The sequence below is a fragment of the Aliiglaciecola litoralis genome, assembly GCF_039523355.1.
GTDB classification, from domain to species: domain Bacteria; phylum Pseudomonadota; class Gammaproteobacteria; order Enterobacterales; family Alteromonadaceae; genus Aliiglaciecola; species Aliiglaciecola litoralis.
Genome location: NZ_BAAAFD010000012.1, coordinates 48,049 through 71,721 on the forward strand (window position 1 = coordinate 48,049; position 23,673 = coordinate 71,721).

Annotated in this window: 26 protein-coding genes; 13 read left to right on the plus strand and 13 right to left on the minus strand. The window is 44.0% G+C overall.

The features are described from left to right. Position 1: 1 nt before the first annotated feature. Positions 2-1,522, plus strand: a complete 1,521-nt coding sequence (gene hutH, locus ABD036_RS16850) for a histidine ammonia-lyase (RefSeq protein ID WP_343862032.1) — start codon at positions 2-4, stop codon at positions 1,520-1,522. 102 nt (positions 1,523-1,624) lie between these two features. Here hutH and ABD036_RS16855 read toward each other — a convergent pair whose 3' ends face one another. From ABD036_RS16855 to ABD036_RS16865, 3 genes are all read right to left on the minus strand, one after another. Beyond that, complete coding sequence (locus ABD036_RS16855) at positions 1,625-1,990, minus strand: SpoIIAA family protein (RefSeq protein ID WP_343862034.1); 366 nt, start codon at positions 1,988-1,990, stop codon at positions 1,625-1,627. 72 nt (positions 1,991-2,062) lie between these two features. Continuing rightward, entirely contained in the window at positions 2,063-2,530 is a 468-nt protein-coding gene (ybaK, locus tag ABD036_RS16860) for a Cys-tRNA(Pro) deacylase (protein ID WP_343862036.1), read from the minus strand. A 67-nt stretch (positions 2,531-2,597) separates the two neighbouring features. Further along, positions 2,598-2,738 (minus strand): hypothetical protein, encoded by a 141-nt coding sequence (locus ABD036_RS16865; protein ID WP_343862038.1) that lies wholly within the window; start codon positions 2,736-2,738, stop codon positions 2,598-2,600. Between the two features lie 199 nt (positions 2,739-2,937). Between ABD036_RS16865 and ABD036_RS16870 the strand changes: the two genes are divergently transcribed. After that, on the plus strand, positions 2,938-3,981 hold the full coding sequence (locus ABD036_RS16870; protein WP_343862040.1) for an NAD(P)-dependent alcohol dehydrogenase: 1,044 nt from the start codon (positions 2,938-2,940) through the stop codon (positions 3,979-3,981). Positions 3,982-4,151: 170 nt separating this feature from the next. On the opposite strand, the gene ABD036_RS16875 is transcribed toward ABD036_RS16870, so the two are convergent. Then, the gene (locus ABD036_RS16875) at positions 4,152-4,400 is read right to left on the minus strand and encodes a DUF6868 family protein (RefSeq protein ID WP_343862042.1); all 249 of its coding nucleotides are present in this window, start codon (positions 4,398-4,400) and stop codon (positions 4,152-4,154) included. Between the two features lie 260 nt (positions 4,401-4,660). Between ABD036_RS16875 and ABD036_RS16880 the strand changes: the two genes are divergently transcribed. The 3 genes from ABD036_RS16880 to cydB all read left to right on the plus strand — a co-directional run bounded on the left by ABD036_RS16880 (position 4,661) and on the right by cydB (position 7,677). Continuing rightward, positions 4,661-5,206, plus strand: coding sequence for a GbsR/MarR family transcriptional regulator (locus ABD036_RS16880; protein ID WP_343862044.1), 546 nt, complete (start codon positions 4,661-4,663; stop codon positions 5,204-5,206). A 111-nt stretch (positions 5,207-5,317) separates the two neighbouring features. Beyond that, entirely contained in the window at positions 5,318-6,682 is a 1,365-nt protein-coding gene (locus ABD036_RS16885) for a cytochrome ubiquinol oxidase subunit I (protein ID WP_343862046.1), read from the plus strand. Further along, entirely contained in the window at positions 6,679-7,677 is a 999-nt protein-coding gene (gene cydB / locus ABD036_RS16890) for a cytochrome d ubiquinol oxidase subunit II (protein ID WP_343862048.1), read from the plus strand. Before ABD036_RS16885 ends, cydB begins: the two co-directional genes overlap by 4 nt. A 22-nt stretch (positions 7,678-7,699) precedes the next feature. On the opposite strand, the gene ABD036_RS16895 is transcribed toward cydB, so the two are convergent. After that, positions 7,700-9,088: an MFS transporter gene (locus ABD036_RS16895; protein ID WP_343862050.1), complete on the minus strand. Its 1,389-nt coding sequence runs from the start codon at positions 9,086-9,088 to the stop codon at positions 7,700-7,702. Between the two features lie 217 nt (positions 9,089-9,305). On the opposite strand from ABD036_RS16895, the gene ABD036_RS16900 reads away from it, so the two are divergent. The 4 genes from ABD036_RS16900 to ABD036_RS16915 are packed head-to-tail and all read left to right on the plus strand — an operon-like array spanning position 9,306 to position 13,518. Further along, positions 9,306-10,277 carry an aldo/keto reductase gene (locus tag ABD036_RS16900; RefSeq protein ID WP_343862052.1) on the plus strand — a complete coding sequence of 324 codons (972 nt, stop codon included), beginning with the start codon at positions 9,306-9,308 and terminating at the stop codon, positions 10,275-10,277. Between the two features lie 19 nt (positions 10,278-10,296). Further along, complete coding sequence (locus ABD036_RS16905) at positions 10,297-12,396, plus strand: alpha-amylase family glycosyl hydrolase (RefSeq protein ID WP_343862054.1); 2,100 nt, start codon at positions 10,297-10,299, stop codon at positions 12,394-12,396. A gap of 33 nt (positions 12,397-12,429) precedes the next feature. Continuing rightward, positions 12,430-12,819 carry an SMU1112c/YaeR family gloxylase I-like metalloprotein gene (gene gloA2, locus ABD036_RS16910; protein WP_343862056.1) on the plus strand — a complete coding sequence of 130 codons (390 nt, stop codon included), beginning with the start codon at positions 12,430-12,432 and terminating at the stop codon, positions 12,817-12,819. Then, complete coding sequence (locus tag ABD036_RS16915; RefSeq protein ID WP_343862058.1) at positions 12,820-13,518, plus strand: SGNH/GDSL hydrolase family protein; 699 nt, start codon at positions 12,820-12,822, stop codon at positions 13,516-13,518. Here ABD036_RS16915 and ABD036_RS16920 read toward each other — a convergent pair. From ABD036_RS16920 to ABD036_RS16930, 3 genes are all read right to left on the minus strand, one after another. Continuing rightward, positions 13,512-14,612, minus strand: coding sequence for a fatty acid desaturase family protein (locus tag ABD036_RS16920; protein WP_343862061.1), 1,101 nt, complete (start codon positions 14,610-14,612; stop codon positions 13,512-13,514). The two genes, ABD036_RS16915 and ABD036_RS16920, sit on opposite strands and share 7 nt — an antisense overlap. 18 nt (positions 14,613-14,630) lie before the next feature. Then, positions 14,631-15,770, minus strand: coding sequence for a flavin reductase family protein (locus ABD036_RS16925; RefSeq protein WP_343862063.1), 1,140 nt, complete (start codon positions 15,768-15,770; stop codon positions 14,631-14,633). 255 nt (positions 15,771-16,025) lie between these two features. Next, positions 16,026-16,451, minus strand: a complete 426-nt coding sequence (locus tag ABD036_RS16930) for a VOC family protein (protein WP_343862065.1) — start codon at positions 16,449-16,451, stop codon at positions 16,026-16,028. A 369-nt stretch (positions 16,452-16,820) separates the two neighbouring features. Between ABD036_RS16930 and soxR the strand changes: the two genes are divergently transcribed. Further along, positions 16,821-17,258, plus strand: coding sequence for a redox-sensitive transcriptional activator SoxR (gene soxR, locus ABD036_RS16935; protein WP_343862067.1), 438 nt, complete (start codon positions 16,821-16,823; stop codon positions 17,256-17,258). Positions 17,259-17,450: 192 nt separating this feature from the next. After that, positions 17,451-18,743, plus strand: coding sequence for an NAD(P)/FAD-dependent oxidoreductase (locus ABD036_RS16940; RefSeq protein WP_343862069.1), 1,293 nt, complete (start codon positions 17,451-17,453; stop codon positions 18,741-18,743). A gap of 45 nt (positions 18,744-18,788) precedes the next feature. On the opposite strand, the gene ABD036_RS16945 is transcribed toward ABD036_RS16940, so the two are convergent. Continuing rightward, positions 18,789-19,130 carry a hypothetical protein gene (locus ABD036_RS16945; RefSeq protein WP_343862071.1) on the minus strand — a complete coding sequence of 114 codons (342 nt, stop codon included), beginning with the start codon at positions 19,128-19,130 and terminating at the stop codon, positions 18,789-18,791. Positions 19,131-19,206: 76 nt separating this feature from the next. Further along, complete coding sequence (locus ABD036_RS16950; protein ID WP_343862135.1) at positions 19,207-19,842, minus strand: LysE family translocator; 636 nt, start codon at positions 19,840-19,842, stop codon at positions 19,207-19,209. A 212-nt stretch (positions 19,843-20,054) separates the two neighbouring features. Between ABD036_RS16950 and ABD036_RS16955 the strand changes: the two genes are divergently transcribed. Both ABD036_RS16955 and ABD036_RS16960 read left to right on the plus strand, forming a co-directional pair. Then, positions 20,055-20,240, plus strand: coding sequence for a hypothetical protein (locus ABD036_RS16955; RefSeq protein ID WP_343862073.1), 186 nt, complete (start codon positions 20,055-20,057; stop codon positions 20,238-20,240). A 40-nt stretch (positions 20,241-20,280) separates the two neighbouring features. Next, positions 20,281-20,637: a hypothetical protein gene (locus ABD036_RS16960; RefSeq protein WP_343862075.1), complete on the plus strand. Its 357-nt coding sequence runs from the start codon at positions 20,281-20,283 to the stop codon at positions 20,635-20,637. Between the two features lie 36 nt (positions 20,638-20,673). Here the strand turns inward: ABD036_RS16960 and ABD036_RS16965 are convergent, their stop codons facing one another. From ABD036_RS16965 to folE, 3 genes are all read right to left on the minus strand, one after another. Next, positions 20,674-21,870 carry a hypothetical protein gene (locus ABD036_RS16965; RefSeq protein ID WP_343862077.1) on the minus strand — a complete coding sequence of 399 codons (1,197 nt, stop codon included), beginning with the start codon at positions 21,868-21,870 and terminating at the stop codon, positions 20,674-20,676. A 30-nt stretch (positions 21,871-21,900) separates the two neighbouring features. Beyond that, a complete protein-coding gene (locus ABD036_RS16970; protein ID WP_343862079.1) occupies positions 21,901-22,650 on the minus strand; it encodes a ferredoxin--NADP reductase in 750 nt (249 codons plus the stop codon). Between the two features lie 315 nt (positions 22,651-22,965). Further along, on the minus strand, positions 22,966-23,640 hold the full coding sequence (gene folE / locus ABD036_RS16975; protein ID WP_343862081.1) for a GTP cyclohydrolase I FolE: 675 nt from the start codon (positions 23,638-23,640) through the stop codon (positions 22,966-22,968). Positions 23,641-23,673: the final 33 nt, after the last annotated feature.

The following is a 23,673-nucleotide window of genomic DNA, read 5'->3' on the forward strand; positions in this document are numbered from 1 at the left end:
GATGAAAACATTAACTATCGAACCTGGCAAATTAAGTATCGACGATCTGCGCTGTATAACTAGACAACATGTGCCAATCGCTCTTAGCAAAGATGCCGAACTAGCTATTAATGCCGCGGCAGACACCGTGCAAAACGTGCTCAACCAAGGCCGCACTGTGTATGGTATTAATACTGGTTTTGGTCTGTTAGCCAACACCAAAATCAAAACCGAAGAGCTTGAGACACTGCAACGCAGTATTGTGTTATCACATGCAGCAGGCACCGGAGACTTCATGCCCGAAGACACTGTAAGACTGCTGTTGGTGTTGAAGATAAACTCCTTAGCAAGAGGCTATTCTGGTATTCGACTCAGCGTCATTGAGGCGCTGATCACACTTTACAACGCGCAAGTCTATCCGGCGATACCTGAAAAGGGCTCAGTAGGAGCATCTGGCGATTTAGCGCCTTTGGCACACATGAGCGCAGTGTTGTTAGGTGAAGGTGAGGCCTTTTATCAAGACCAAAGGATCAGCGCAAAAGAGGCGTTAGCCATTGCCAAACTTGAGCCCATCTCGTTGGCCCCCAAAGAAGGTTTGGCACTGTTAAACGGTACCCAAGCGTCAACCGCTTTTGCACTGCAAGGTCTTTTCTACGCTGAAAACGCGCTCTACACTGGCATTGCCGTAGGTGCACTTTCGGTGGATGCTGCACAAGGCTCCCGCGTACCTTTTGATGAACGTATTCATGCCGTACGTGGCCATCCAGCTCAGTGTGATATTGCTACCGCTTTCAGAGATTTGCTAGGGGACTCCAGCATTGCCCAGTCCCATCAAAACTGTGAAAAAGTGCAAGACCCCTACTCGCTTCGATGCCAGCCACAGGTAATGGGTGCCTGCCTGACGCAAATTCGTCATGCTGCACAAACTCTCATCATTGAAGCGAACGGTGTGTCAGACAATCCATTGGTGTTTGCCGATTCGGGCGATATTCTATCAGGCGGTAATTTTCATGCCGAAACCGTTGCCATCACCTCTGATATTCTGGCCATTGCCTTATCGGAGATTGGGTCTTTGTCGGAGCGTCGGATGGCACTGCTGATCGATTCACATTTGAGTGGTTTGCCGGCATTCCTAGTCAATAACGGTGGTGTCAACTCCGGCTTTATGATTGCTCAGGTAACTTGCGCAGCGCTAGCCAGCGAGAACAAAACGCTGTGCCACCCAGCCTCGATAGACTCGTTACCTACCTCGGCAAATCAAGAAGATCATGTTTCCATGGCCACCTTCGCTGGCCGCCGGTTACGTGATATTTTTGATAATGTGGCAGGCATTTTGGCAATCGAATGGTTGGCAGCAAGCCAAGGAATAGATTTCCGTAACCCGCTAAAAACCAGTGACAAACTCGAAGAGGTCAAAGCACTACTGCGCAGCCAAGTACCGTTTTACGATAAAGACCGTTACTTTGCACCCGATATTGAAAAGTCTAAGCAGTTAATCAAGCAAAACAAACTGGCAGATTTAACCGCTTTCAACTTGCTGTAATAGCGCACTTAAAACAGGGGCGAGGGAATGAAACCAATATTCTTCTCGCTCCTACACTCAGGCGCTACGGCATTGACAACAACGTGATAAATTGCCGCGAATTTAACGCTCTACTATCCACGCTTTGGCGGTTGCCAATTCGTTATAGGTAAACCGTTTTATTTCGGCATGCACAAAGTGACTAGCAATATTTCCCGCCAAATTCCCAAGAGTTGAGTCTGTTACAAAAGCGACTCGAGATACTTTTTTATGGTGATCCCTTACAAATTTTAAATGTGCCGTCAGCGCTGAAAATGAGTCCCATCCGGGAAAATACTTCACATGAATGATGATCCCATGCAGTTGACCAACGTGTTCTATATGCTGATCAATAATCTTTGCCACCGAGATAAAATCGCTTTCAGACAACTCTCCATTGGGCTCTAGAATCGCGATTCCATCCGCTTCGTCTAACTCAAGCATTAACATGGTCCATTTCCTCACAAGAAGGGACGAGTTGAGTTAGCGGATTGTTCAAACGCTCTTCACTACTCGCCCTTGTTAAACGCAGATATCTGCGATTACGGCACGGGTCACTTTTGACAGGTCAGCGGGGCTCAACTCTAGCTCCAGCCCTCTTCGTCCTGCGCTAATATAAAGCGTAGCATGCTTCTTGGCAGAGCTATCAATAATCGTCTTCAAACGCTTTTTCTGTCCAAGCGGACTGACACCACCTAGGACATATCCAGTGGCACGCTCAACTTCCAACTTATCAGCCATGGCGGCCTTTTTTCCACCAGCAACTTTGGCTATTAGCTTCATGCTCAGCATAGCAGTAACAGGGATAACACCGACAACTAACGTTTTGTTATCAATCACCACAACTAGGGTTTTAAAGACCTGCTCTGCTGGTACTTCCATTTTTTCTGCTGCTTCAATTCCATAAGCCTCATTGGTTCCATCATGCACAAATTCATGGATACGGTGCGGGATGTTATATTTCTTAGCAACATTGATCGCTGGTGTCATGTTAAGCCTCTAAAGCCTGCGATAAACAACGGAAATGAGTTGGTGGTCACTTTTGCGAACGCTAATTTCATTTATTATTTTGGTATTTTAAGGCTTCAATTTCTAATTTTTTCATTGCTTTTACATGGTTCAGATAAATAACAACGATCGCAAAAACCACGCCTAATATTGTACCTATTGTTAAGAAAAACCAAAGATTTACAGTCATGTTGAACTCCCCTTTTCATGTCGTTCTAACGAATCCGTAAATTTAACGCAATCATCAGCTCAATGCGTTTAATCTAGCAGCAAGTTTTAGTGTTAAATTCTAATCGTGGCTATTTGATGAAGATTATTAAACTTATAGAACCAATATGCATTAACTTACGTAGCAATTACACCGGTTTTAAATAGAAGGATTAAATGTAATGTCAGATATCTCCGCTTATGCGGCTAAATCGAACAACGGACATATGGAACCGCATAAAATTACTCGCCGAGAGCCTGGTGAGAATGATGTGCAGATTGAAATTGAGTATTGCGGCGTCTGCCACAGTGACCTCCATGCGGTGAAAAATGACTGGGGAAACTCAGAGTATCCATTGGTTCCAGGTCACGAAATCATAGGGTCAGTAAGCGCGGTTGGAAGCAATGTTGACGAGTTTTCGGTTGGTGACAGTGTCGGCGTAGGCTGCTTAGTGGATTCATGCCAGTCTTGTGAAGCCTGTGATATCGATTTAGAGCAACACTGCTTAAACGGCGCGGTGATGACCTACAACAGCAAGACCGACGACCCAGGCGGACGTACTTATGGTGGTTATTCAAAGCGAATTGTTGTCCAAAAAGATTTTGTTCTGCGCATTCCACAGAACTTAAACAAAGCGGGCGCAGCGCCATTGTTGTGCGCAGGTATTACAACTTACTCGCCTCTTCATCAATATGGCGTTAAAAAAGGCATGACTGTTGGGATCATTGGACTAGGCGGTTTAGGTCATATGGGTATCAAGTTGGCTTCTGCTATGGGGGCTCACACTGTTATGATCACAACATCACAAGACAAAGCCAAAGATGCCAAAAGACTGGGTGCAGATGATGTTCTTATCTCGACAAATAAGGACGAAATGAAAAAGTGGCGAGGCAAGTTTGATTTTTTACTGAATACCATTCCGGTTGGTCACGATATTAATCCGTATGTTGTTCTATTAAAGTTCGACAGTACCATGTGCCTCGTTGGCGCAATTGAACCTTTGGAGTCGGTTAACGGCGCACAGCTTATCTCTGGCCGCAAAGTCGTTGCGGGATCGCTCATCGGTGGCCTCAAGGAAACCCAGGAAATGTTGGATTTTTGCGGCCAACATAATGTCGTCTCTGACATCGAAAAAATAGACATGAGCGACATCAATGACGCGTTTGAACGTATGCAAGCGAACGACGTACGATATCGATTTGTGATAGACATGGAAACCTTGTAACCGCCAACCACACTTGTCGCTTTCAAAGACATTCTGACCATGACATTGGCTTCAAAAGGTTCAACGTAATTAAGTTACGTTGAACCTTTTTTTGTTGCCTAACCTTAATCGGCAAGTTACAGACTCAACAACCAGTAGATACCGCATGCGCCCAGCCACTTAACTAGTTTTTAGACCATCAGTTTCAAAGCAAAATACGGCACAATATTCAATACAATGATGGCTAGTTTATACGTCCCAATATAGTGAAAATATAACGTGGGTAATTCGCTTGGATTAACTCCGGTTAATTTACTGTGGATGCTGATGATAAAATTTCGAAACACTGAAATAGCCATGAAAGTAAAAAGTAACAGTCCAATATTGAGTATGGAGCACCAGCCTAAAAATGTAGACAGTGTATCAATGCTGATCATCATGCGGTTCGCCTCAGTTGCAAGAATTTAGTGTCAAGGTTCCAGTATAGATAACATACTCGAAATAACGCTGAGACAAGACAAGTATAGAATTGATTATTCCAATAATTCACCGTCTTTACTCAACATGTCTGAAATGAGCAGCTCTCTCACTCCCCTCAAAAACTGCTCATTATCAACTTTTTCGTACGAAATAAATTGATCTACATCAATTAACGTATATACTTTCAGAAATTACTGAAACTTCAGAAATCGAGAAATTTATGAACATGACGCCAATGATCGAATCCTTTGTAATGCACTTTGGTGAAATGGGCAGTCGTTGGGGGTTTAATCGCACAGTAGGTCAAATGTATGCCTTGCTGGTCGTTTGTGAAGAACCCCTCAGTGCAAACGAAATTGCTGAAGCATTAAATATCTCGCGAGGAAACGTGAGTATGGGCTTGAAAGAACTTCAATCTTGGCGATTGGTCCAGATGCATCACGTTCCTGGCGATCGTAAAGATTACTTTAAAGCCTTGGGCAGTATTTGGGATATGGCTAACAAAGTATTTGAACAGCGTCGCAAGCGAGAGATGGATCCAACGCTAAGCTTACTCAGAGACATACTGTTGGACAAACCTGCAAATGAGCAAGAAAAATACGCCCAAAGTAGATTGCAAGAAATCCATGATTTACTTGAAAACATCACGCAGTGGAGCGAAGAGTTACAGCGCTTAAGCCCTGAAAAAATGGCGGCCTTGATGAAACTTGGCTCTGGCGTAGGTAAGGTGCTCGACATGAAAGACAAGTTTTTAAAAAGTAGTTAAACAAACCAGAAAGACCGGGTTTAAGCCCGCTTACTTTTCCTATTTTTGCTAGTACATACGCTAGACTAAAAATGTGAAAGGTAAACAGACTTTAACTTTTAGAGGTGTATCATGGCAGACGTAATGCTGCTTTCCCGTATTCAATTTGCGGCTAACATTAGTTTTCACATCTTATTTCCCACCATCACCATCGCCCTATGCTGGTTGTTGTTTTATTTTAAAGTTCGGTTTCACATCTCAGACCATCCAGTGTGGATGCGTATTTACCGTTTTTGGGTAAAGGTCTTTGCGTTAACTTTTGCATTGGGAGTGGTAAGCGGTATTACCATGTCATTTCAGTTTGGCACCAATTGGCCCGGCTTTATGGAAAAAGTTGGCAACATTGCTGGGCCACTGCTGGCATATGAAGTGCTTACCGCCTTTTTCTTAGAAGCGACCTTTTTAGGCATCATGTTATTTGGCATTAATCGCGTGCCGCGATGGGTACATACCTTGGCGACCTTTATTGTCGCAGTTGGTACTTCATTGTCGGCGTTTTGGATTTTGTCACTTAATTCATGGATGCACACCCCGGCGGGGTTTGAAATGCGCGAAGGGGTAGCTCACGCTGTTGATTGGTTTGCGATTGTGTTCAACCCATCGTTCCCTTATCGATTTGGTCACATGCTGCTGGCGTCAGGCTTAACCGCGTGCTTTTTGATAGTCGGGATATCAGCCTACCGCATACTAAGAGGTGACAATAAAAAAGCCCCTAATGTTGCTCTGCGTACAGGGTTATTTATCGCGGCAATTCTTGCCCCGCTACAAATTGTCATGGGTGATCTACATGGGTTAAATACCTTTGAACATCAACCGCAAAAAGTCGCGGCTATGGAGGGTATTTGGGAAACAACTCAAGGTGCGCCCTTATTATTGTTTGCCATCCCAGATGAAGCCCAGCGTGCCAATCATTACGAAGTCGCCATTCCCAAAATGGCGAGTGTAATCCTCACTCATGACTCCGAAGGCACCATTCGCGGTTTGAACGAATTTGCAGGCGAGCATCCACCAGTAAAACCGGTGTTCTTTGCATTTAGGATCATGGTCGGATTAGGCATGCTGATGTTGCTCAGCGCCTGGCTTGCCAGCATCACTTTATGGCGACACAAACGCTTACCCAAATTCGCCCTTAAATTCTTTGTGGCCATGACATTTTCCGGTTGGATAGCCACATTGGCGGGTTGGTATGTCACTGAAATTGGACGCCAACCCTACTTGGTCAGTGGCGTATTAACCGTGGCTGATGCGGTGACAGATATCCCCTCGGGTAACGTGGTGATGAGTTTGACCATGTACTTAACCGTCTATGCCTTGCTGTTAATAGCCTACATAAAAACCTTGTTTTACATGGCTCGCCAGTCGGTAGAAATAGAAGAATACGAGTTCGCCAAGGCATCAAAGGCTCACCCCTTTAATCAACAGGAGGCTTCCGCATGATCTTAGATAGTCAACTTCCCATCATCTTTGCTGGGCTAATGGCCTTCTCCGTGCTTGTCTATGCCATATTGGATGGTTATGACTTAGGCGTCGGTTTGCTACTGCCAATGGACAACGAAACACAACGAGACAAAATGATTGCGTCAATTGGGCCTTTTTGGGATGCCAATGAAACCTGGCTGGTACTGGCTATTGGTCTGCTGTTAGTGGCGTTTCCAAGCGCCCATAACGTGATATTCAAAGCGCTATATTTGCCTGCGGCAATCTTGTTAATCGGCTTGATCCTCAGAGGCGTGTCTTTTGATTTTCGCGCAAAAGTGATTGCTCATCATAAAAACCGCTGGGACCGACTATTCAAAATAGGGTCCCTTATTTCGGCGGCATCACAAGGGTACATGCTAGGCATGTTTGTAATGGGATTTGAGACAACACCAATAGCCGTCGCTTTTAGTCTGCTTAGCGCCTTTGGTGTCACTATGGCCTATGGCTTGATTGGTGCTTGCTGGTTGATTATGAAAGCCGAAGATGACTTGCAAATGCGCGCCATAGGCTGGGCACGTAAGGCTGGCTTAATCAGTTTTATCGGTATCCTTGCCGTGTGTTTGATCAATCCATTGATCAATGACGCTGTATTTGCCCGTTGGACACAACTGCCCTGGGCCTATTTGTTTGCACTTATACCGCTGTTAAGCTTGGCGTTCTTTGTGATTGGTTACCACACCTTAAAACGTTTACCTTTGAAAGACGACTTAGGTTGCTGGCTGCCCTTTGTGTTGTGCACAGGTATCTTTACCTTCAGTTTTGCCGGTCTTGCTCTGAGCTTTTATCCCTACGTGGTGCCCGGTGAGCTAACGATTTGGCAGGCGGCAAGTGCGCCTGAGTCATTGCGAATTATCTTATACGGCGCAATGGTAGTCATTCCCTGTATCTTCGCCTATACCCTATTTTCATATCGCGTGTTTTGGGGCAAAGTCAGAAATTTGGAATACTACTAGCCTGCACATTTTTAATTCGCGACTATTGTTGAGGTAACGATTTGCGGCGTTGGCGTAATTCTTTTTCGATGCGGACTAACAGCGTTTTATCAATTTTATAAAACAGCATCAGTAGCCCACCTAAAGCAAAAAGTGCAGCTGGTAGCAATGTAGCCATCATGCGGATCCCGTCCATAGTGGCATCACTGAGTGCTTCGTTGGCAACAAAACCGACATAACCAAGAATAAAGCCGGGGATCGCTCCGCCTAACGCGGAGCCAAATTTCAGCGCGAACATCGAGGCTGACACCGTTAAACCAGAGGTACGTTTTCCGGTTTGCCACTCGCCATATTCAGCACAATCGGTAAACATGGCAAACAATAGAGTTATCACCACGCCAAAGGTGGTGATGCCTAAACAGTTCAGCAATACGGCGGTCCAAAACATATCTGGCGCAACAAAATAGCCGATGATAAGCAATACGGTATGCAACAGACACATGATGAGGACCAAATGGTGCTTGCTAAAGAACTTGGTCAAATAAGGCGTAATGAAGGCGCCCACTATTTGTCCCGCCAAACCAATAGCAGAGAACAATGCCACTCGATCAAAAATCAAAAATACCGCTTCACCATCATCATGCATATAGTATTTTACGTAGAAAATAATCGACGAGAATCGTGCTATCAATCCCACTACAATTAGCACGCAGGAAATGGCAAGCAATACCCATGAGGTATTTTTAAAAAGTAATTTCAAGTCTTTGCGAGCCGATGAATCATGAGGAGGTAGCTTGATTCTTTCTTTAGTAGAGGCAAAGGTGATCCAAAAAAGGCCGACTGATAACACCGCAAAAATCGCCATGGTTAATCGAAAACCTAATACATCATCGCCACCCCCTAACCAACTGACTAAGGGGGTAGCAAACGCAGCGATAAGGATCCCACCAGCGCCGGCACCGATAAAACGATAAGTCGTCGCTTTGGTGCGCTCTTCCGCCAGTGGCGAAATGACTGCGAGCAGTGCAGAGTAAGGCACATTTACCGCGGTAAAAGCAAGCATCACCCCGATATAGGTGACATAGGCATAAATCAGTTTTCCAGTATCCGAGAAATTAGGGCCAAAAAATATCGCAAAACCTAACAGGCCATAGGGGATCGCCGCCCACAATAAATAAGGCCGGTATTTTCCCCAGCGCGATTCCGTCCTGTCGGCAACTAGCCCCATTACCGGATCGCTGACGGCATCAATGATTTTAGATACGAGTAGCATCACTCCAACTGCAGCGGGCGCTAGCCCGTAGACGTCAGTGTAATAATAAAGCAAGTACAGACCAAAAAATCCCAAGTAAAAATTTGATGCCATATCGCCTAAGCCGTAACCTAGTTTTTCTTTGAACGATAATGGCGCGCTGTTCGCTTGATGTGACATGTCGTGTCCTGAGATTGTTTTGCTGCTGACTATAGTTTTTAACGCACGAGCTTAGCCGCGCATTTACATTTTGTTAACTTAAACCATTAAGTAGCTGGGATCAATATTATTAGTCAGTAAAGAAAACGGGGTTTCCAATACAACATACGTATTCAATGAAATCTTATTCTAAAATCACTAGAATGATTTATTCCATGCTGAAAACTATGAGCTGATGATGAATAGACTTCCATTGCATTCGCACTTTCCAGGAGCCAGACCCATTGCCTATGGTTGCATGGGATTGGGAGGGTCTTGGAGTGAGGAACCTTATCAACAAAACCACGTTGATCAAGCCCATCAAATAATCGATGCTGCCTTAGACGCGGGAATTAATTTTTTCGATCATGCCGACATCTACACCAAGGGCAAAGCAGAGCAGGTATTTGGCCAGGTTCTCAAGTCTAGGCCTGAATTACGCAGCCAACTTATTCTGCAATCCAAATGCGGAATCATCTTTGAAGATGATAAAGGTCCCAAACGTTTCGATTTTTCCAAACAACACATTCTGCAATCAGTGGATGGCATTCTTAGTCGATTAAATAGCGACTATATTGACATATTATTGTTACATCGACCTGATCCGTTAATGCAACCTGAAGAAGTTGCTGATGCTTTTTCGACACTCAAAGACAGCGGCAAAGTCAGGCACTTTGGAATGTCTAATCAAAACCAACAGCAACTGCATTTTTTGCAGCACTATCTGGATATGCCGTTAATTGTCAACCAAATTGAAATGCACTTGATGCATCTTGGCTTTTTAGATGATGTTACTGTGGCCAATGATAACCAAGGCAAAGATCTTAGCTTTGGTACTGGCACCATCGAATACTGTCGCATGCATGACATTCAAATTCAGGCTTGGGGTAGTTTGTGCCAAGGCTTGCTGACGGGAAGAGACTTAAACGGTCATCCCGAGCACCTCAGACACACAGCACAGTTAGTTAGTAAATTGGCGGCAGAATACCAAACCACAGGCGAAGCCATCTTAATTGCATTTTTAATGCGTCATCCGGCCGGCATTCAACCCATCATTGGTACCACCAACCCTGCAAGAATTGCCGCTAGCGTCAAAGCGTTGGACATAGAACTCAGTAGGGAGCATTGGTACGCATTATATGTCAGTGCGCGCGGACACGAATTACCTTAACAACAGGCGAACAAAAATAATGATACATAGAACGATTTTTATCGCACTTGGCGCAACTTTGTTTTTGTCAGGTTGCTCTGAACCTCAACCCGATCAATCTGACATTGCGGCCGCGGCTCCAGTTACCAAACAACTTAACTTTCCCGCCATCTATAATGATTATTTGCATCGCGATATTCGTGACGATATTTTTTACTTTGTGATGCCTGATCGTTTCTACAACGCCAATCCTGAAAACGATAATGGCGCAAAAGATCTTGAAATATCTCAAGGTGGCTATGTTATCGATAGTAAGTGGGGATTTCATGGTGGAGATATCGCCGGCGTTGAAGCCAAACTCGATTATCTGAAAGGTCTGGGCGTGAGTGCAATTTGGATGACACCCATTCTAAGAAACAAAGCAATACAATGGGGTGGTTATGCACATCACGGCTATTGGATAGTGGATTTTACCCAAATAGATCCACACTTTGGAAGTAATCAAGATTTGCAAAATCTCATCAATGCCGCACATAAAAAAGGCATTAAAATATTTTTCGATATCATCACTAATCACACTGCCGATGTGATCCGCTTTGAAGAATGTCACACCCCTGACGGCAGTTTTAAAGATGACGAGACCTGCCAATATAAGTCTATGGCGCAAGTAGCTAAAGGCGATAAATACACGCCCTTTATTCCCAAAGGTCAAGATCAAGTAAAAGTCCCTGCGTGGTTAAATGATCCCAAATATTACAATAATCAAGGCGATAGCTTTTGGGAGGGCGAAAGTGCCGTGAACGGTGATTTCGTCGGTTTAGATGATCTCAATACCCGAGATCCAGATGTCATTACAGGGATGATTGAGATATACAAAAATATTATCTCTGAGTTCAAACCAGATGGCTTCCGCATCGATACCGTGAAACATGTTGATATGGTGTTTTGGGAGCAGTTTAGTCCCGCGATCCTAGACCACGCCAAATCGCTTGGCATTCCCAACTTCCATATTTTCGGTGAAGTCTACAGTGGCGACCCCGTTGTATTGAGTAACTACACCACCACAGGCAAAATGCCATCGGTGCTGGATTTTGGCTTCCAGCAAGCAGCCGCTGACGTTTTCTACCGTAAAAAATCACCGCAAGCAGTGGCGCAATTGTACGAAAATGATGATTACTACAATGATCAAGATAGCCAAGCCGACTTACTGATGAACTTCTTAGGCAATCACGACATGGGCCGCAGCGGATTTTTCATTGAAGATGCGCTCAAAGACATTGATGAGGCAGAGAAGCTACAACGCAGCATTTTGTCTCATGCCTTTATGTATACTTCTCGCGGTGTACCCGTGATCTATTATGGCGATGAGCAAGGATTTACCGGTGATGGTGGGGATGTTGGCGCGCGCGAAGATATGTTTGCCTCACTAGTTGAAGAATACAACGATAATAATCTGCTAGGCACAGATGCCAGTACCGCCGAACAAAACTTTGACCCAAGTCACCCTATTTATCAGGCACTGCAAGATTTAGCACAATTGCGTATGGATCACCCTACATTACGCTACGGAGTAACCTTTAATCGTTATTTTGATAAACGCAGAAACGCGTTTGCTATCTCCAGAGTAGATAAAAGCGAGCAAGTTGAGTATCTGATTGCCTTTAATGCTGGCAATGAACAGCAAATCATTACCGTGGACGCCACCAGCAAAGGCTATTCAAGTCTTCACGGTAGCGACACGTTTCGAGTAGATAAGGGCAAAGTGGAAATTGTGTTACCCGCGCTTAGTTACAGTGTTTTGAAGGCAGACACACCTATTATGCAAACGGCGTTGCTGGAACTGGATTTTGCCGGAACAGAGACTCAACAAGACAGAATTCGATTTAATTATGTCATTGAGCAGTTAGTTGATATTCCGGTACCTATGTTTGAAGTGACCACCGAGTTTGTAGATGCGCAAGGTCACTCTCAGAAAGTTGCTAGCGACAACACGCCGCCCTATACTGCTATTGTAACTCAATCATTATATCAACAGCTCCAACCGCAAAGTATTCGCGTAACCATGAGTGATTGGCAAGGTAATACCATGTCCCAGACATTTTCTTTGAGTCAGCATGAACAAGGAGTTACCTCCAATTAAATTGACCTATGGTTAACTAGGAAACACGTGACTATGCCTCAATTAAAAGGCTTCCATCACATCGCTATCATTTGCTCAGACTATGCGCGCTCAAAGGCGTTTTACACTGAGATCCTTGGTTTTGCAGTGCTTGCCGAAACCTATCGTAAACAGCGCCTATCCTATAAGTTGGATTTGGCGCTACCCGATGGTAGCCAAATCGAATTATTTTCCTTTCCTAATCCTCCGCCTAGACCATCTAAGCCTGAGGCGCTAGGACTTCGCCATTTGGCCTTTAAAGTGGAATCCGTAGCGGATTACGTTGAATACTTAACCTCTAAAGACATTGCAGTAGAGCCCATTCGAATCGATCAGCACAGCGGAAAGGCCTTTACCTTTTTCACTGATCCAGATGCTCTTCCTATTGAAATTTATCAGATCTAAATGTTGAAACTATCCAAAATTTTGCTCGCACCGATTTTACTTTGGCAAGGCAAACGTGTGCGCGCGTCTATCATTAAACTGCCAGAGCCAGCCGGAGATAGAGCTGGTCATCAAGGTCATGGAAAGCCGTTGCGTTTGCTTATTTTGGGCGATTCGGCAGGTGCCGGAGTTGGCGTCGATGAGCAAGGGTTAGGACTCAGTGGCCAACTGGTAAACTGCTTGTCTAACCATTTTACAGTGCAATGGCAGCTAGTGGCGCGTACTGGAGAAAGCACATGCTCTGTTCTAGAGCTTTTACAACATTTAACACCCCAGCCCTTTGACGTTATTGTCACCTCCTTAGGGGTGAATGACGTCACATCAGGAAAGTCAGGCAAACAGTTTTATCGAGATTTACAATCACTGCATCTGCAACTTATGCAGCGTTATACACCGCAACATATTATTTTTAGCGGCATGCCCCCAATGGGTGAATTTCCAGCGCTCCCCAATCCTCTACGTTGGTACTTGGGCGAACGCGCAGCGCGTTTTGATCGTGTTATGCATCAGTTTGCTCACCACAACCATTGCCAATATTACGCGCTACCTAGCATGATGGACTCACAAGAAATGGCCAGTGATGGATTTCATCCTGGTCCGCAGGTTTATACCCAGTGGGGAAAAGGTTTGGCGGAACATATAATCGAGCTATGCTACTGAGACTTTTGCGATAACTCAAAATTACTCGGCGTTTTGATAGGAAACGAGTATTTAACGATGCGTTTCAGCACTGTCCAATATTGGCTTGCAAAGCTGCCGCTATTGTAAGGAATAGCGTACTTTTCGGCGATTTTCTGTACTCGCTTGCCAATTGCCGGATAATGACGAGCCGGTATATCGGGAAACAGGTGGTGTTCAATCTGACAACTTAGATGCCCAGTTAGAATATGCATTGCTTTGCTACCAGTGAAGTTTGAAGAGCCTAGCATCTGACGATAGTACCATTGCCCTTGCGATTCATTCTCACATTCGGCTTGTGAAAAAGTCTGGGCGTCTTCGGTAAAATGCCCGCAAAAGATCACTGTAGACGTCCACAAATTGCGGATCAAATTCGCCAACAGGTTGCCAGTAAATACCCAAATAAACATAGGGCCGGAAATCAAAGGGAAAAATAAATAATCTTTAAATAGCTGTCGTGCACCTTTACTAAAAAACGCTTTTTTAAGCTGAGCATCCGAGATTTGGGTATGGCGCTGTTTGTTTTTGCGACCAAAGAAGACCCTTTGCCCAGCAAGTTCATGATAGGAAATTCCCCATTGAAATAACGTACTGAGCACAACGTAGGTAACAGTTTGCCACAGATTTCTGATCCGCCAACGAAAGTCGTTACTCAATCGCAACAAGCCATATCCAAAATCTCTGTCTTTACCGATTATATTTGTATAAGTGTGGTGCTCATAGTTATGGGTGCGCTGCCATGATTTAGCATCGCAGGCAATATCCCACTCATAACGTTGAGAATGCAACACAGGATCGTTCATCCAATCGTATTGACCATGCAAAACGTTATGACCAATTTCCATATTGTCGAGAATTTTAGCGAGCGCTAACAAAAGTACGCCGACGGCCCATAACCACGGAGTGATAAAGCCAAGTACTAACAAAATGCGCCCTGATATTTCACTGATGCGCTGCCAAAAAAGCACCTTACGAATATAGCTAGCGTCTTTGGCACCTATTTGGTTTTTGACTCCCTGTTTCACAGCATCTAAATCTGCTGCTAGCGCCTGATATTGGGATTGTTCTAATTTCATAATTTTCTTTTACTCTACTTAATATTCGAAGGTGACATCGCTCACCGGAGCACTGACACATAACTGTATTTGCTCTTGACCCAAACCACTTAACTCACCCGTTCGCAGATCTTTAACTTGGCCCGAGAGTTTGTTGCACACACATTGGAAGCACACCCCCATGCGACAGCCAAATGTTGGCTCGACACCGCCTTGCAAAGCACTATCAAGCAAACTAGCGTTCGCGCTAGCCGCAACCTCATGTTGTCTGCCCGCTTTATAAAATCCGGCCTGAAAATAAGCCGCTGGATCTGTGTCATTAGTCAGTGTCGAATCCGCAAATTGATGTATTAGACTCGGTCCGAAGTGCTCTTGGTGGATTTGCGCTGCAGCAATCCCTTGGCTTTTCAAACTGGTAATGACAGATTGCATAAATTGCAATGGGCCACACACATAGTAGTCATTATGATTAATTCCTATCTCTGTCAGTTGGGTACTAAGCTTCTGGCTTTGCAAACTGTCTGACTCAATCAATCTGAAGCTATTGTGAGTTTCTTGCAAATCCCTAAATTCAGTTAAAAAAGCCGCGTGTTCCGCGCCGCGGTAGCGATAAAGCAAAGTTACATTGGGAAAAGGCAGTTGCGCATGTTGACTCAAGTCAGCAAGACTCTGTAAGTAGGCACGCATTGGGGTTATGCCTGAGCCAGCACAGAGAAGTATCACATCCGCGCTTCTCTTTGGCAGTACAAACTGTCCTTGAGCAGCAGATAGGAAAAGCGTTTCCCCTGCGTTGAGCGAATTCAGTGAAGAGGTGAGTTCGCCGTTCGATTTGACCTTGCAGCTAATCTGAATCTGACGTTGTGAAGACCACAAAAATTCACTAGAGCTAATACTAAAGGGTCGGGAAACATACTTTCCGTCAAGCATGTGGGTCAGCATGACATGCTGCCCTGCTTCAAAACCACCCCAATTTCGGGGCACATTGAGCGTAATCGTTAACATGTCGCAGGTTACATTGTTAAGTGCAACGACGTTACCCCTAAACAGTTCACTGTGGTAACTACCATAAAGTGTCTGCAATATTGGCTCAAGGTATTTGCCTAAGCTGGGTTGATTGCCCAACATATTACAAAATGCACGATAAAGGGTGCGCCAAAACGATTTCTTAAAAAACAACATAAACTTAATATAACCTGCATCACAATTTGAGCGCACACTTGTACACCGAAATAGACACACAGTAAACACACTAAACACCAACAAATCATAAAGCACTGTTATTAATAGCTATTATTATTATGCTATTTCAATAAAAGTTACACATGTAACTTTTATTGATTATTTCCGCTCTATTTTGCTACTTGAGTTTTATCGGAATTTATTGAGTACCCTTGATGCACTAAGCTGTTTATTCACTTAAAGGATCCGAAAAGGTTAGTCGACATCACTGCTATTTCGCTGTTCAGGTAAATCCGATAAATACTCGACGAACTCGATTTCGAGACCATTTGGGTCAAAAAAATAGATGTTTGTGCGAAACTCATTTTGCGCACCATAATGATGGGGTTCAAAACCAGCAGTTTTCATCCGCTTAATGAGCGCATCTAAGTTTTTCACTTCAAATGCGAAGTGGGCTAAACCGAGCTGATTAGAAGTGCGATCTCGCACCTTTCCTTCACCAGCCTCATTCAACGTTAGGTAGTTGTAGTCATCGCCGAAATGCAACCAATTACGCTCAACGCCATACCAATCATTGATGCCCTGTTGGCGAACACGCCAATGGGGCATAGCGGCTTGATAGAATTTCATCGAACTTGGCAATGATTTGACGACTAAATTAAGGTGCTCTAAGCGGATCATAATCCCTCCTCATTTATTTCTATTGTTTGGGTTTTCTCGATAATTTTGTTTCTTAGCTTTGGTTTAGTATCGTTTTTGCTACTTGTAATACATGGTCTGATTAACAAGGGAAAAATAACACTTCAACCATTTAGCAATGCCTCTCGATTGAGTTTGCTTTTGGTTAGTGCAATCTTTAGTGAGCTCATATTTGTTTGTTGTGGGCATCGTAATGTTCATATCTATCTCCTTGGGTCATGCCATGTTTAAATTTCAGAACCAGCTTAAAACCTCAACCTAACTTGAGGTAAAGTGTTTTTTTGACTATTCTCAAAAATAATTTGAACGCTGGCCTAAACGCCATTGCTCCAGCTAATAACAAGGACAGACATGGATAACAAAACATTAAGTGTCGGATTCGTTGCCAAACGATGTGGTGTAAACGTATCCACTTTGCACTTCTACGAACAAAAAGGCTTGATCCAAAGTTGGAGAAATGCAGGTAATCAACGTCAATACAAAGCCGACGTGTTAAGGCGAGTAGCGGTTATTAAGGCGGCACAAAAACTAGGAGTCAGTTTACAAGAAATTAAGTTGACCTTAGCGACATTGCCTAAAGAGCGAACACCGGATAAAGCAGATTGGGCCAAATTGTCAAAAACCTGGCAAGCTGCTTTGGATACGCGCATTCAACAATTAACCAAATTGCGAGACTCGTTAACTGGGTGTATTGGCTGTGGATGTTTATCGCTTAAATCTTGCCCTATTTACAATCCACAAGATCAATTGGCGGATCAGGGTCCAGGTCCGGTTATCCTTGATAGATAAGCGCATGAACCGACCTAAAAATGATGGACTAACAGGCCTATTTTAGGCATGATAAAACTATCGCTAGAACAGCAAAAGCCGCGCCCTCTGCTATGTTTATGAGTTTGAACATCATTCCCTCTTTTGGCTTTTGCATAATCATTCATCTTCTTGTTCTTGCCCGCATATTTGAAATTAAAATTAGGAAGTCATATGTTAAAAATAGTCGTTGTTGGCGGAGGCGCGGGTGGACTTGAACTAGTCAGTAAGTTAAGTAAAAAGCTAGTGAAAAAAGGTCTTGCTCAAGTAACACTTGTGGATAGAAGCCGAACACACGTTTGGAAACCCTTGCTGCACGAAGTGGCTGCCGGTGTGATTGATAAGAACTCAGATGGAGTTGATTATCGTATTCATGCTGCTCGCTTTGGTTATCAATTTCAGTTGGGCACCATGAGTCATGTGGATCATCTCAATAAAACTATCAGCTTAGATCCCTTGTATGACGAAGATGGTCAGATATTACTGGAAAAGCGAACCCTTAATTACGACTACCTAGTGCTGGCTATTGGTAGCGTCAGTAACGATTTTGGCACACCGGGGGTAGCCGAGCACAGTTTCTTTCTCGATTCTTTGAGCCAAGCTGAGCGTTTTCATAAAGCGTTACTGAATCAGCTATTGCGCATCAATCAGCAATCTTCAACTCAATCAACACTGCAAATTGCCATAGTAGGCGGTGGTGCCACGGGTACCGAATTGGCGGCTGAATTACATCATGTAGCAAACTTGGCAAAGCATTATGGCATGCCAGAGATGTCAGCCTCACGACTATCAATAACCATTATTGAAGCAGGAGAGCGAATATTACCTGCGTTACCCGAGAGAATTGCCAATTCCGCTCGTTCAGCCTTGGCAAAACTAGGCGTAAATGTGCTGGAGAATACCAAAGTTGCCAGCGCGCAAAAAGGCGCCTTTGTCACCGAGGACGGACGTCAAATAGAAGCCGATTTACTTGTCTGGGCTGCGGGGGTAAAAGCGCCCGATTTCATTCAGAAAATGGCCATTTTTGAAACCAATCGAGCCCAGCAAATCTTAGTCAATCCGCACCTTCAAAGTACATTGAGTGAGTCTATTTTCGTCATAGGAGATTGTTGTGGATTCAAACAACAAGATGGTAAATGGGTTCCTCCACGCGCGCAATCCGCTCATCAGATGGCGGCCACTGCAGCCAGCAATTTAATTAATTTGGTACATGCTAAGCCCTTAAAAACATACCGTTATGTTGATTACGGTTCATTAGTACATTTAAGTAAATACAGTACTGTAGGTAGTCTTATGGGAAGCCTTGCAAGTAGCAGTATGTTTATTGAGGGACGTCTTGCGCGTTTGGTCTATATTTCATTGTACAACATGCATCAATTCGCTATCCACGGCTGGTTTAAAGGCATATTGGTATTGCTTAGTCGCAAAGTCAGCAACATTGTGGGATCGAAATTAAAACTACACTAAAAATAGTGTAGCTAGGCAAAGATGAGCATAGGTAGTGACAACAATCTATGACTCATCACTGTTGATCTTGCGCCAGCCACTGCCTAATTCAATGGCAATCTGAGAAGCAGATTCAAGCCTTTGTAATCTTTGTAATTGGGTGACGGGCAACTCTAAGGTAGCGCCTTGTCCAAATAAACTATAAACCTCACCTGTGCGTGTGTGCACAAGATTGCCAGGGGATCGAAGCACTGCATCCGTGCAGATTTTATCCCCCGGCACATGGCTATGTTTACCGTCTAGCAGCACTTCGCCGGTGACCACACGCCCCCAACGCTGGTGCATTTGGCTGCCATCTGGCAAACCAAACAAGTACACCATCGACCAATTTTTTAGCACAGTGACCAATAGGTTCTCCGTTTAACCACGTATTAACTAACTTGAACTCTGGTTAACTAAGGACAGATCACAAGGCCTTAATATTTCAAAGATCGATTTCTTGCATGGCGATAAAAGTGCCAAGTCCAATCAATATTGATCCTGATACCCTGTCCTGCCAAACCGGAAACGCAGGATGGGTAGACAACCATCGACCCAGTTTATGTGACATAAACACCATCAATAAATCGCTACTAAACGCAATCACAGCATATAACAGCCCAAGAATAATCAACTGCAACACTAGATTGCCTGCGGCAGGGTCTGCAAACTGAGGCAAGAATGCCATAAAAAATAGTGCAGTCTTTGGATTGGTTAGCTCAACCACAATACTCTGATTAAACACCTGCTTACGGCTCATGGATTTTAATTTAGGTTTAGTAGTCGCCGATTCAGCTTCATGCCAAAATGCGCTCGCCCCCAAATAGATCAAATACGCCGCACCAGTTAGTTTTAATACGATGTAGGACGTTGGATACAAGCTAAATACCGCAGCCAATCCAAACGCAGTTGCCAACACATATAGCATCGACCCTATTGCCATGCCACTGGCTGCGGCAATACCAGATGTATGGCCACTACTCATGGTTCTGGCCATTATGTATAAGTTTGATGGGCCCGGTGACAAACTTAAAAGCGTTGCCGCAACGGCAAAGGTCAATAAGGTTTCTATGGGTAGCATCAATTAGAACTCGTGCAGGTGTTCAGAATATTGCGCACCTTAGCACACCTAGCGCATTTTTCAGCTCACCGCAATGAGTATAACCCACCAAATTTCACGTATTTCAAGCTAAAAACCTTGCATCTTGTCAAAAAACAGTCAAAATATCGGTCCATTGTATTTCGTCGTTAGGAATTAAAAACACATCACAATGGACGACAAAAGGATCTGTCATGCTTAAAACACCAACGTTAGAATGTTTATGCCCACATTGTTTAACCACAACGGCTTTGCCTGAATCATCGAATAATAATCAAAACGCATCAATACGCTTACGCTGTAAAACCTGTTTCTCACAGTTCGAAGCGATTATTGCTGATGGTAAAGAAGATACCAAAAATGTTATTGTGATTGAGTGAAACTCCCCCTATTCAACAAATTGCGCTGCTCGGAGAAAGTATGATTTATGTTTTCCATGCTAGTGAAATCTTGTTAAAGCAGCTCTATGCAGTTGAAAATGAACGTGAATTAGTCACCTTAGTGATGCTCAACTTAGCCAATTACCAGCTTGCCGGCAGAGTAAAAAATGATGAACTAGATATCGCTTTTGCTGCCACTGGAGGCCCAAGTACGTGGTTAAATACGGATAATCTATCAATTGATGTTACCCCTGAGCCTGAGCGGGACAGTCGGTTTGGCGATATTCTGGTTGAGGTCTTTAGCGGTTATGTAAACTTGTCTACCCCCGCAGGCTTTATTCCGTTAGTCGATGCAGTAGAACAAAATGGTGAGCTGTCTCGTAAACAGCTCAACTAACACCATATAAATACTTACGTCAGCGACAATGAGCGGTTATGAATCTGATTCTTTGGCACTGAGCACTTTGAGTTTGGCTTGATATAGATACTCATCATTAGGTGTAAACGCCAGTTCCGAGGCTTTTTTCATCATATCTGCAGCCTGCTCTAACATGCCTATTTGATAGTAGGTTTTCGCCAACCCGAAATACCCTTCATGCAAATAAGGCGCGACTTCGATCGAGCGTTTATAGTACTTAAGTGCAATGGCAAAATTTTGTTTTGAAAATTGTCGGTTGGCAACGTCATACCATCGATAAGGGTTGTCATCCTCTACCTCGGTTAATCTATCTTGCAACGCTTGCCATTCCTTTGTGCGCCCCTGCTCTTCAAGCAGTATCGCATAGTTGCTCAGCAGGTTAACTGAGCTGGCGTTTTCAGCCAATGCATATTGATAAATTCTCTCGGCAACCTGTTGAGCTCCCCGTGACTTGTGTAACACCGCTAAGGTGTTAAGCGTCTCAGAATTATTTGGGTCAATTTTCATTGCAGCGCTCAAATTGGCATAGGCCGTTGCGTGGTCATTTTTGACCATCGCATCTCCTGCCATATTTTGATAATACATCGACAAAAAATCATGCGCTTCAATGAAGTCGCCACTGACATTGGTATTCTCGGGAAAATAATCAATGACAAGTTTTGCGCGCACGATCACAATCTCATTTGGCGCACTAGGTATTTTAGGCTGATACAAATGCGTTCGAACATGTGATGACAACGTCATGACATTGTTAAATCGCTGATAAATCGGCGCTGAATTAACCCGTTGATAACGCACATCTAAGCCTACTAACTTAGCCAAGGCACTCGTGACTATTGCCAAGGACATACAGTTGCCATTTTGGTCCTCAAGCGCGTTACGGGCAATTAAGGTATCACCTCGATAATCAAATCCGCTTAGAATACTTTCCAAGTAATTAAACAGACGTTTGTGTTCTGCTACCGTTTGATTCTCAGGGGCGTAATAGTAATTTAAGAAGTGCTGTTGTTGCTCGCGTGAAAGCGCAAAAATATCGTCAACACTGTGAACTGGCATTTTTGGCAACTCTGGAATCTGCCAATTAAGTGTCGCTTTGGGTTGTGTTGGCTCACTAGTTGTTAATGGCTGATTCGATGATTGACAACCACTCAACAGGATAATGAATAATAAAACACAACGGGATAATGACAGGTGGTTAATTTCTTTTTGCATAAAACGTCTTTCTCTACTTCGTAATGCGCGTTACCAATAACGCTCTAAACTGATTTGCCCAGGAGAACGACGTAAATGCTTCTTCAGGCCAAATGTTTCTAATACTTGAATACTATCTTGGATCATCGCAGGATTACCACACAACATGACTTGACTGGTCGAGACGTCGATCATGTGTCCACTGTGTTGTTGTATCTGATTATCGGCAATGAGCTGCGGTATTCGTCCGTGCAATGCGCCACTGATTTTCTCTCGACTAACAATGGGCACAAACGAAAATTGGGAAGGATACTGTTTTAGCCACTGCTCAATTTTATCTTGATACGCCAGATCAGCAGACCAACGAACACCGTAAACTAAAACAACATTAGAATAGCTTGTCCATGCCTGTTGCGTCTCCAATATTGATAAAAAAGGACCCACACCTGTCCCGGTAGCGATGAGAAACAGGGTATCACTTTTAGGCACTTCATCTAAAATTAAAAAGCCCGTTGCCGGAGACATAATTTTGACCGAATCACCCACGGCTAAATGATGTAATTTGGGAGATAAACTGCCTTCTTCCACAGGTACCGCTATTATCTCCAGTATCTCACTATCAGGGCCATTGACTAATGAATAGGGGCGAGAAAGCACTTTACCGTCCGCTTGTTCAATGCCCACTTTAGTGAATTGTCCTGCTTTGATTTTGGGAAAGTCGAGGCAACTAAATTGCAAACTGAATAGATGGTCATTCCAATCAATTCGGTTGACCACTTGTGCATCATGCCATTGCGCCATTTATCATCTCCGTTTGCGAACCAAACCACCTTGAGGATGTTAAGTTAGCACGATATTTCCAGCCAAGTAAACACGGGCTCTACTTAACTTGCACTGTAGGATAAGATGAGTCGGGCAATTAAATATTACATAATGATTTCAAAGTGTTAGTAGGGATTAGTAAAAACGAAAACTCAAAATACACATCAATGATGCAATTTTTGTGATTAGCAAGGCGAGTTTTCGTACGTAATAGCTAGCCTATTGCAGAAAACTCAACCCAGATAAGCGTAAAAAGGGCATTATTGACGGTCACTTATTATCCTACAGCTCAGGTTATCTAGCAAAAAACTCCGCTCTTAATGCAGGCTCATGTTTGAAAGCACCACCCAAAGCGCTGGTCTGGGTGTAAGAGGTCTTGTCTCGGATCCCTCGGGCTTTTACACAATAATGCGTGGCATTAATGGTGATGGCGACGTCATCAGTACCCACTATAGTTTGCAGTGCCACCAGCACTTGTTGGGTGAGTCGCTCTTGTACTTGAGGCCGTTGGGCAAAGAAGTCGACCAGTCGATTTATCTTTGACAGACCCAAGACTTGGTCCTTTGGAATATACGCAACCGTGGCGGTGCCGTCGATGGTCACAAAGTGATGTTCGCAAGTGCTGGTCACGCTTATCTCACTGACCTTGACCATTTCTTCAGATTGCATTTTATTGGCAATGGCGGTGATCTTGGGAAAACGGCGATAATCCAATCCGGAAAATATTTCATCGACGTACATTTTAGCGATGCGCTTAGGTGTATCACAAAGACTATCGTCGGATAAATCGAGGCCTAAGGTTTCCATGATGTCACACATCGCAGCTTGAATTTTATTGCGCTTTTCAATGTCGTTAAGGCCATTGTCGACCATTGGCGTCTCTAATCCTGCTGCGATTAACGCCTCTTGAACTGCCACCGCCTGTTCTGAAAGAGGCTGATGAACTGAAACCATCTGTGTTTGTAACATAGCGTGTTCCTTTAATTTTTATGTCTATACGTA

Coding starts and splice junctions, on each gene's coding strand:
- hutH (WP_343862032.1), top strand. CDS start 2: ATGAAAACATTAACTATCGAACCTGGCAAATTAAGTATCGACGATCTG.
- ABD036_RS16855 (WP_343862034.1), bottom strand. CDS start 1,990: ATGTTAATGCTTGAGTTAGACGAAGCGGATGGAATCGCGATTCTAGAG.
- ybaK (WP_343862036.1), bottom strand. CDS start 2,530: ATGACACCAGCGATCAATGTTGCTAAGAAATATAACATCCCGCACCGT.
- ABD036_RS16865 (WP_343862038.1), bottom strand. CDS start 2,738: ATGACTGTAAATCTTTGGTTTTTCTTAACAATAGGTACAATATTAGGC.
- ABD036_RS16870 (WP_343862040.1), top strand. CDS start 2,938: ATGTCAGATATCTCCGCTTATGCGGCTAAATCGAACAACGGACATATG.
- ABD036_RS16875 (WP_343862042.1), bottom strand. CDS start 4,400: ATGATGATCAGCATTGATACACTGTCTACATTTTTAGGCTGGTGCTCC.
- ABD036_RS16880 (WP_343862044.1), top strand. CDS start 4,661: ATGAACATGACGCCAATGATCGAATCCTTTGTAATGCACTTTGGTGAA.
- ABD036_RS16885 (WP_343862046.1), top strand. CDS start 5,318: ATGGCAGACGTAATGCTGCTTTCCCGTATTCAATTTGCGGCTAACATT.
- cydB (WP_343862048.1), top strand. CDS start 6,679: ATGATCTTAGATAGTCAACTTCCCATCATCTTTGCTGGGCTAATGGCC.
- ABD036_RS16895 (WP_343862050.1), bottom strand. CDS start 9,088: ATGTCACATCAAGCGAACAGCGCGCCATTATCGTTCAAAGAAAAACTA.
- ABD036_RS16900 (WP_343862052.1), top strand. CDS start 9,306: ATGAATAGACTTCCATTGCATTCGCACTTTCCAGGAGCCAGACCCATT.
- ABD036_RS16905 (WP_343862054.1), top strand. CDS start 10,297: ATGATACATAGAACGATTTTTATCGCACTTGGCGCAACTTTGTTTTTG.
- gloA2 (WP_343862056.1), top strand. CDS start 12,430: ATGCCTCAATTAAAAGGCTTCCATCACATCGCTATCATTTGCTCAGAC.
- ABD036_RS16915 (WP_343862058.1), top strand. CDS start 12,820: ATGTTGAAACTATCCAAAATTTTGCTCGCACCGATTTTACTTTGGCAA.
- ABD036_RS16920 (WP_343862061.1), bottom strand. CDS start 14,612: ATGAAATTAGAACAATCCCAATATCAGGCGCTAGCAGCAGATTTAGAT.
- ABD036_RS16925 (WP_343862063.1), bottom strand. CDS start 15,770: ATGTTGTTTTTTAAGAAATCGTTTTGGCGCACCCTTTATCGTGCATTT.
- ABD036_RS16930 (WP_343862065.1), bottom strand. CDS start 16,451: ATGATCCGCTTAGAGCACCTTAATTTAGTCGTCAAATCATTGCCAAGT.
- soxR (WP_343862067.1), top strand. CDS start 16,821: ATGGATAACAAAACATTAAGTGTCGGATTCGTTGCCAAACGATGTGGT.
- ABD036_RS16940 (WP_343862069.1), top strand. CDS start 17,451: ATGTTAAAAATAGTCGTTGTTGGCGGAGGCGCGGGTGGACTTGAACTA.
- ABD036_RS16950 (WP_343862135.1), bottom strand. CDS start 19,842: ATGCTACCCATAGAAACCTTATTGACCTTTGCCGTTGCGGCAACGCTT.
- ABD036_RS16955 (WP_343862073.1), top strand. CDS start 20,055: ATGCTTAAAACACCAACGTTAGAATGTTTATGCCCACATTGTTTAACC.
- ABD036_RS16960 (WP_343862075.1), top strand. CDS start 20,281: ATGATTTATGTTTTCCATGCTAGTGAAATCTTGTTAAAGCAGCTCTAT.
- ABD036_RS16965 (WP_343862077.1), bottom strand. CDS start 21,870: ATGCAAAAAGAAATTAACCACCTGTCATTATCCCGTTGTGTTTTATTA.
- ABD036_RS16970 (WP_343862079.1), bottom strand. CDS start 22,650: ATGGCGCAATGGCATGATGCACAAGTGGTCAACCGAATTGATTGGAAT.
- folE (WP_343862081.1), bottom strand. CDS start 23,640: ATGTTACAAACACAGATGGTTTCAGTTCATCAGCCTCTTTCAGAACAG.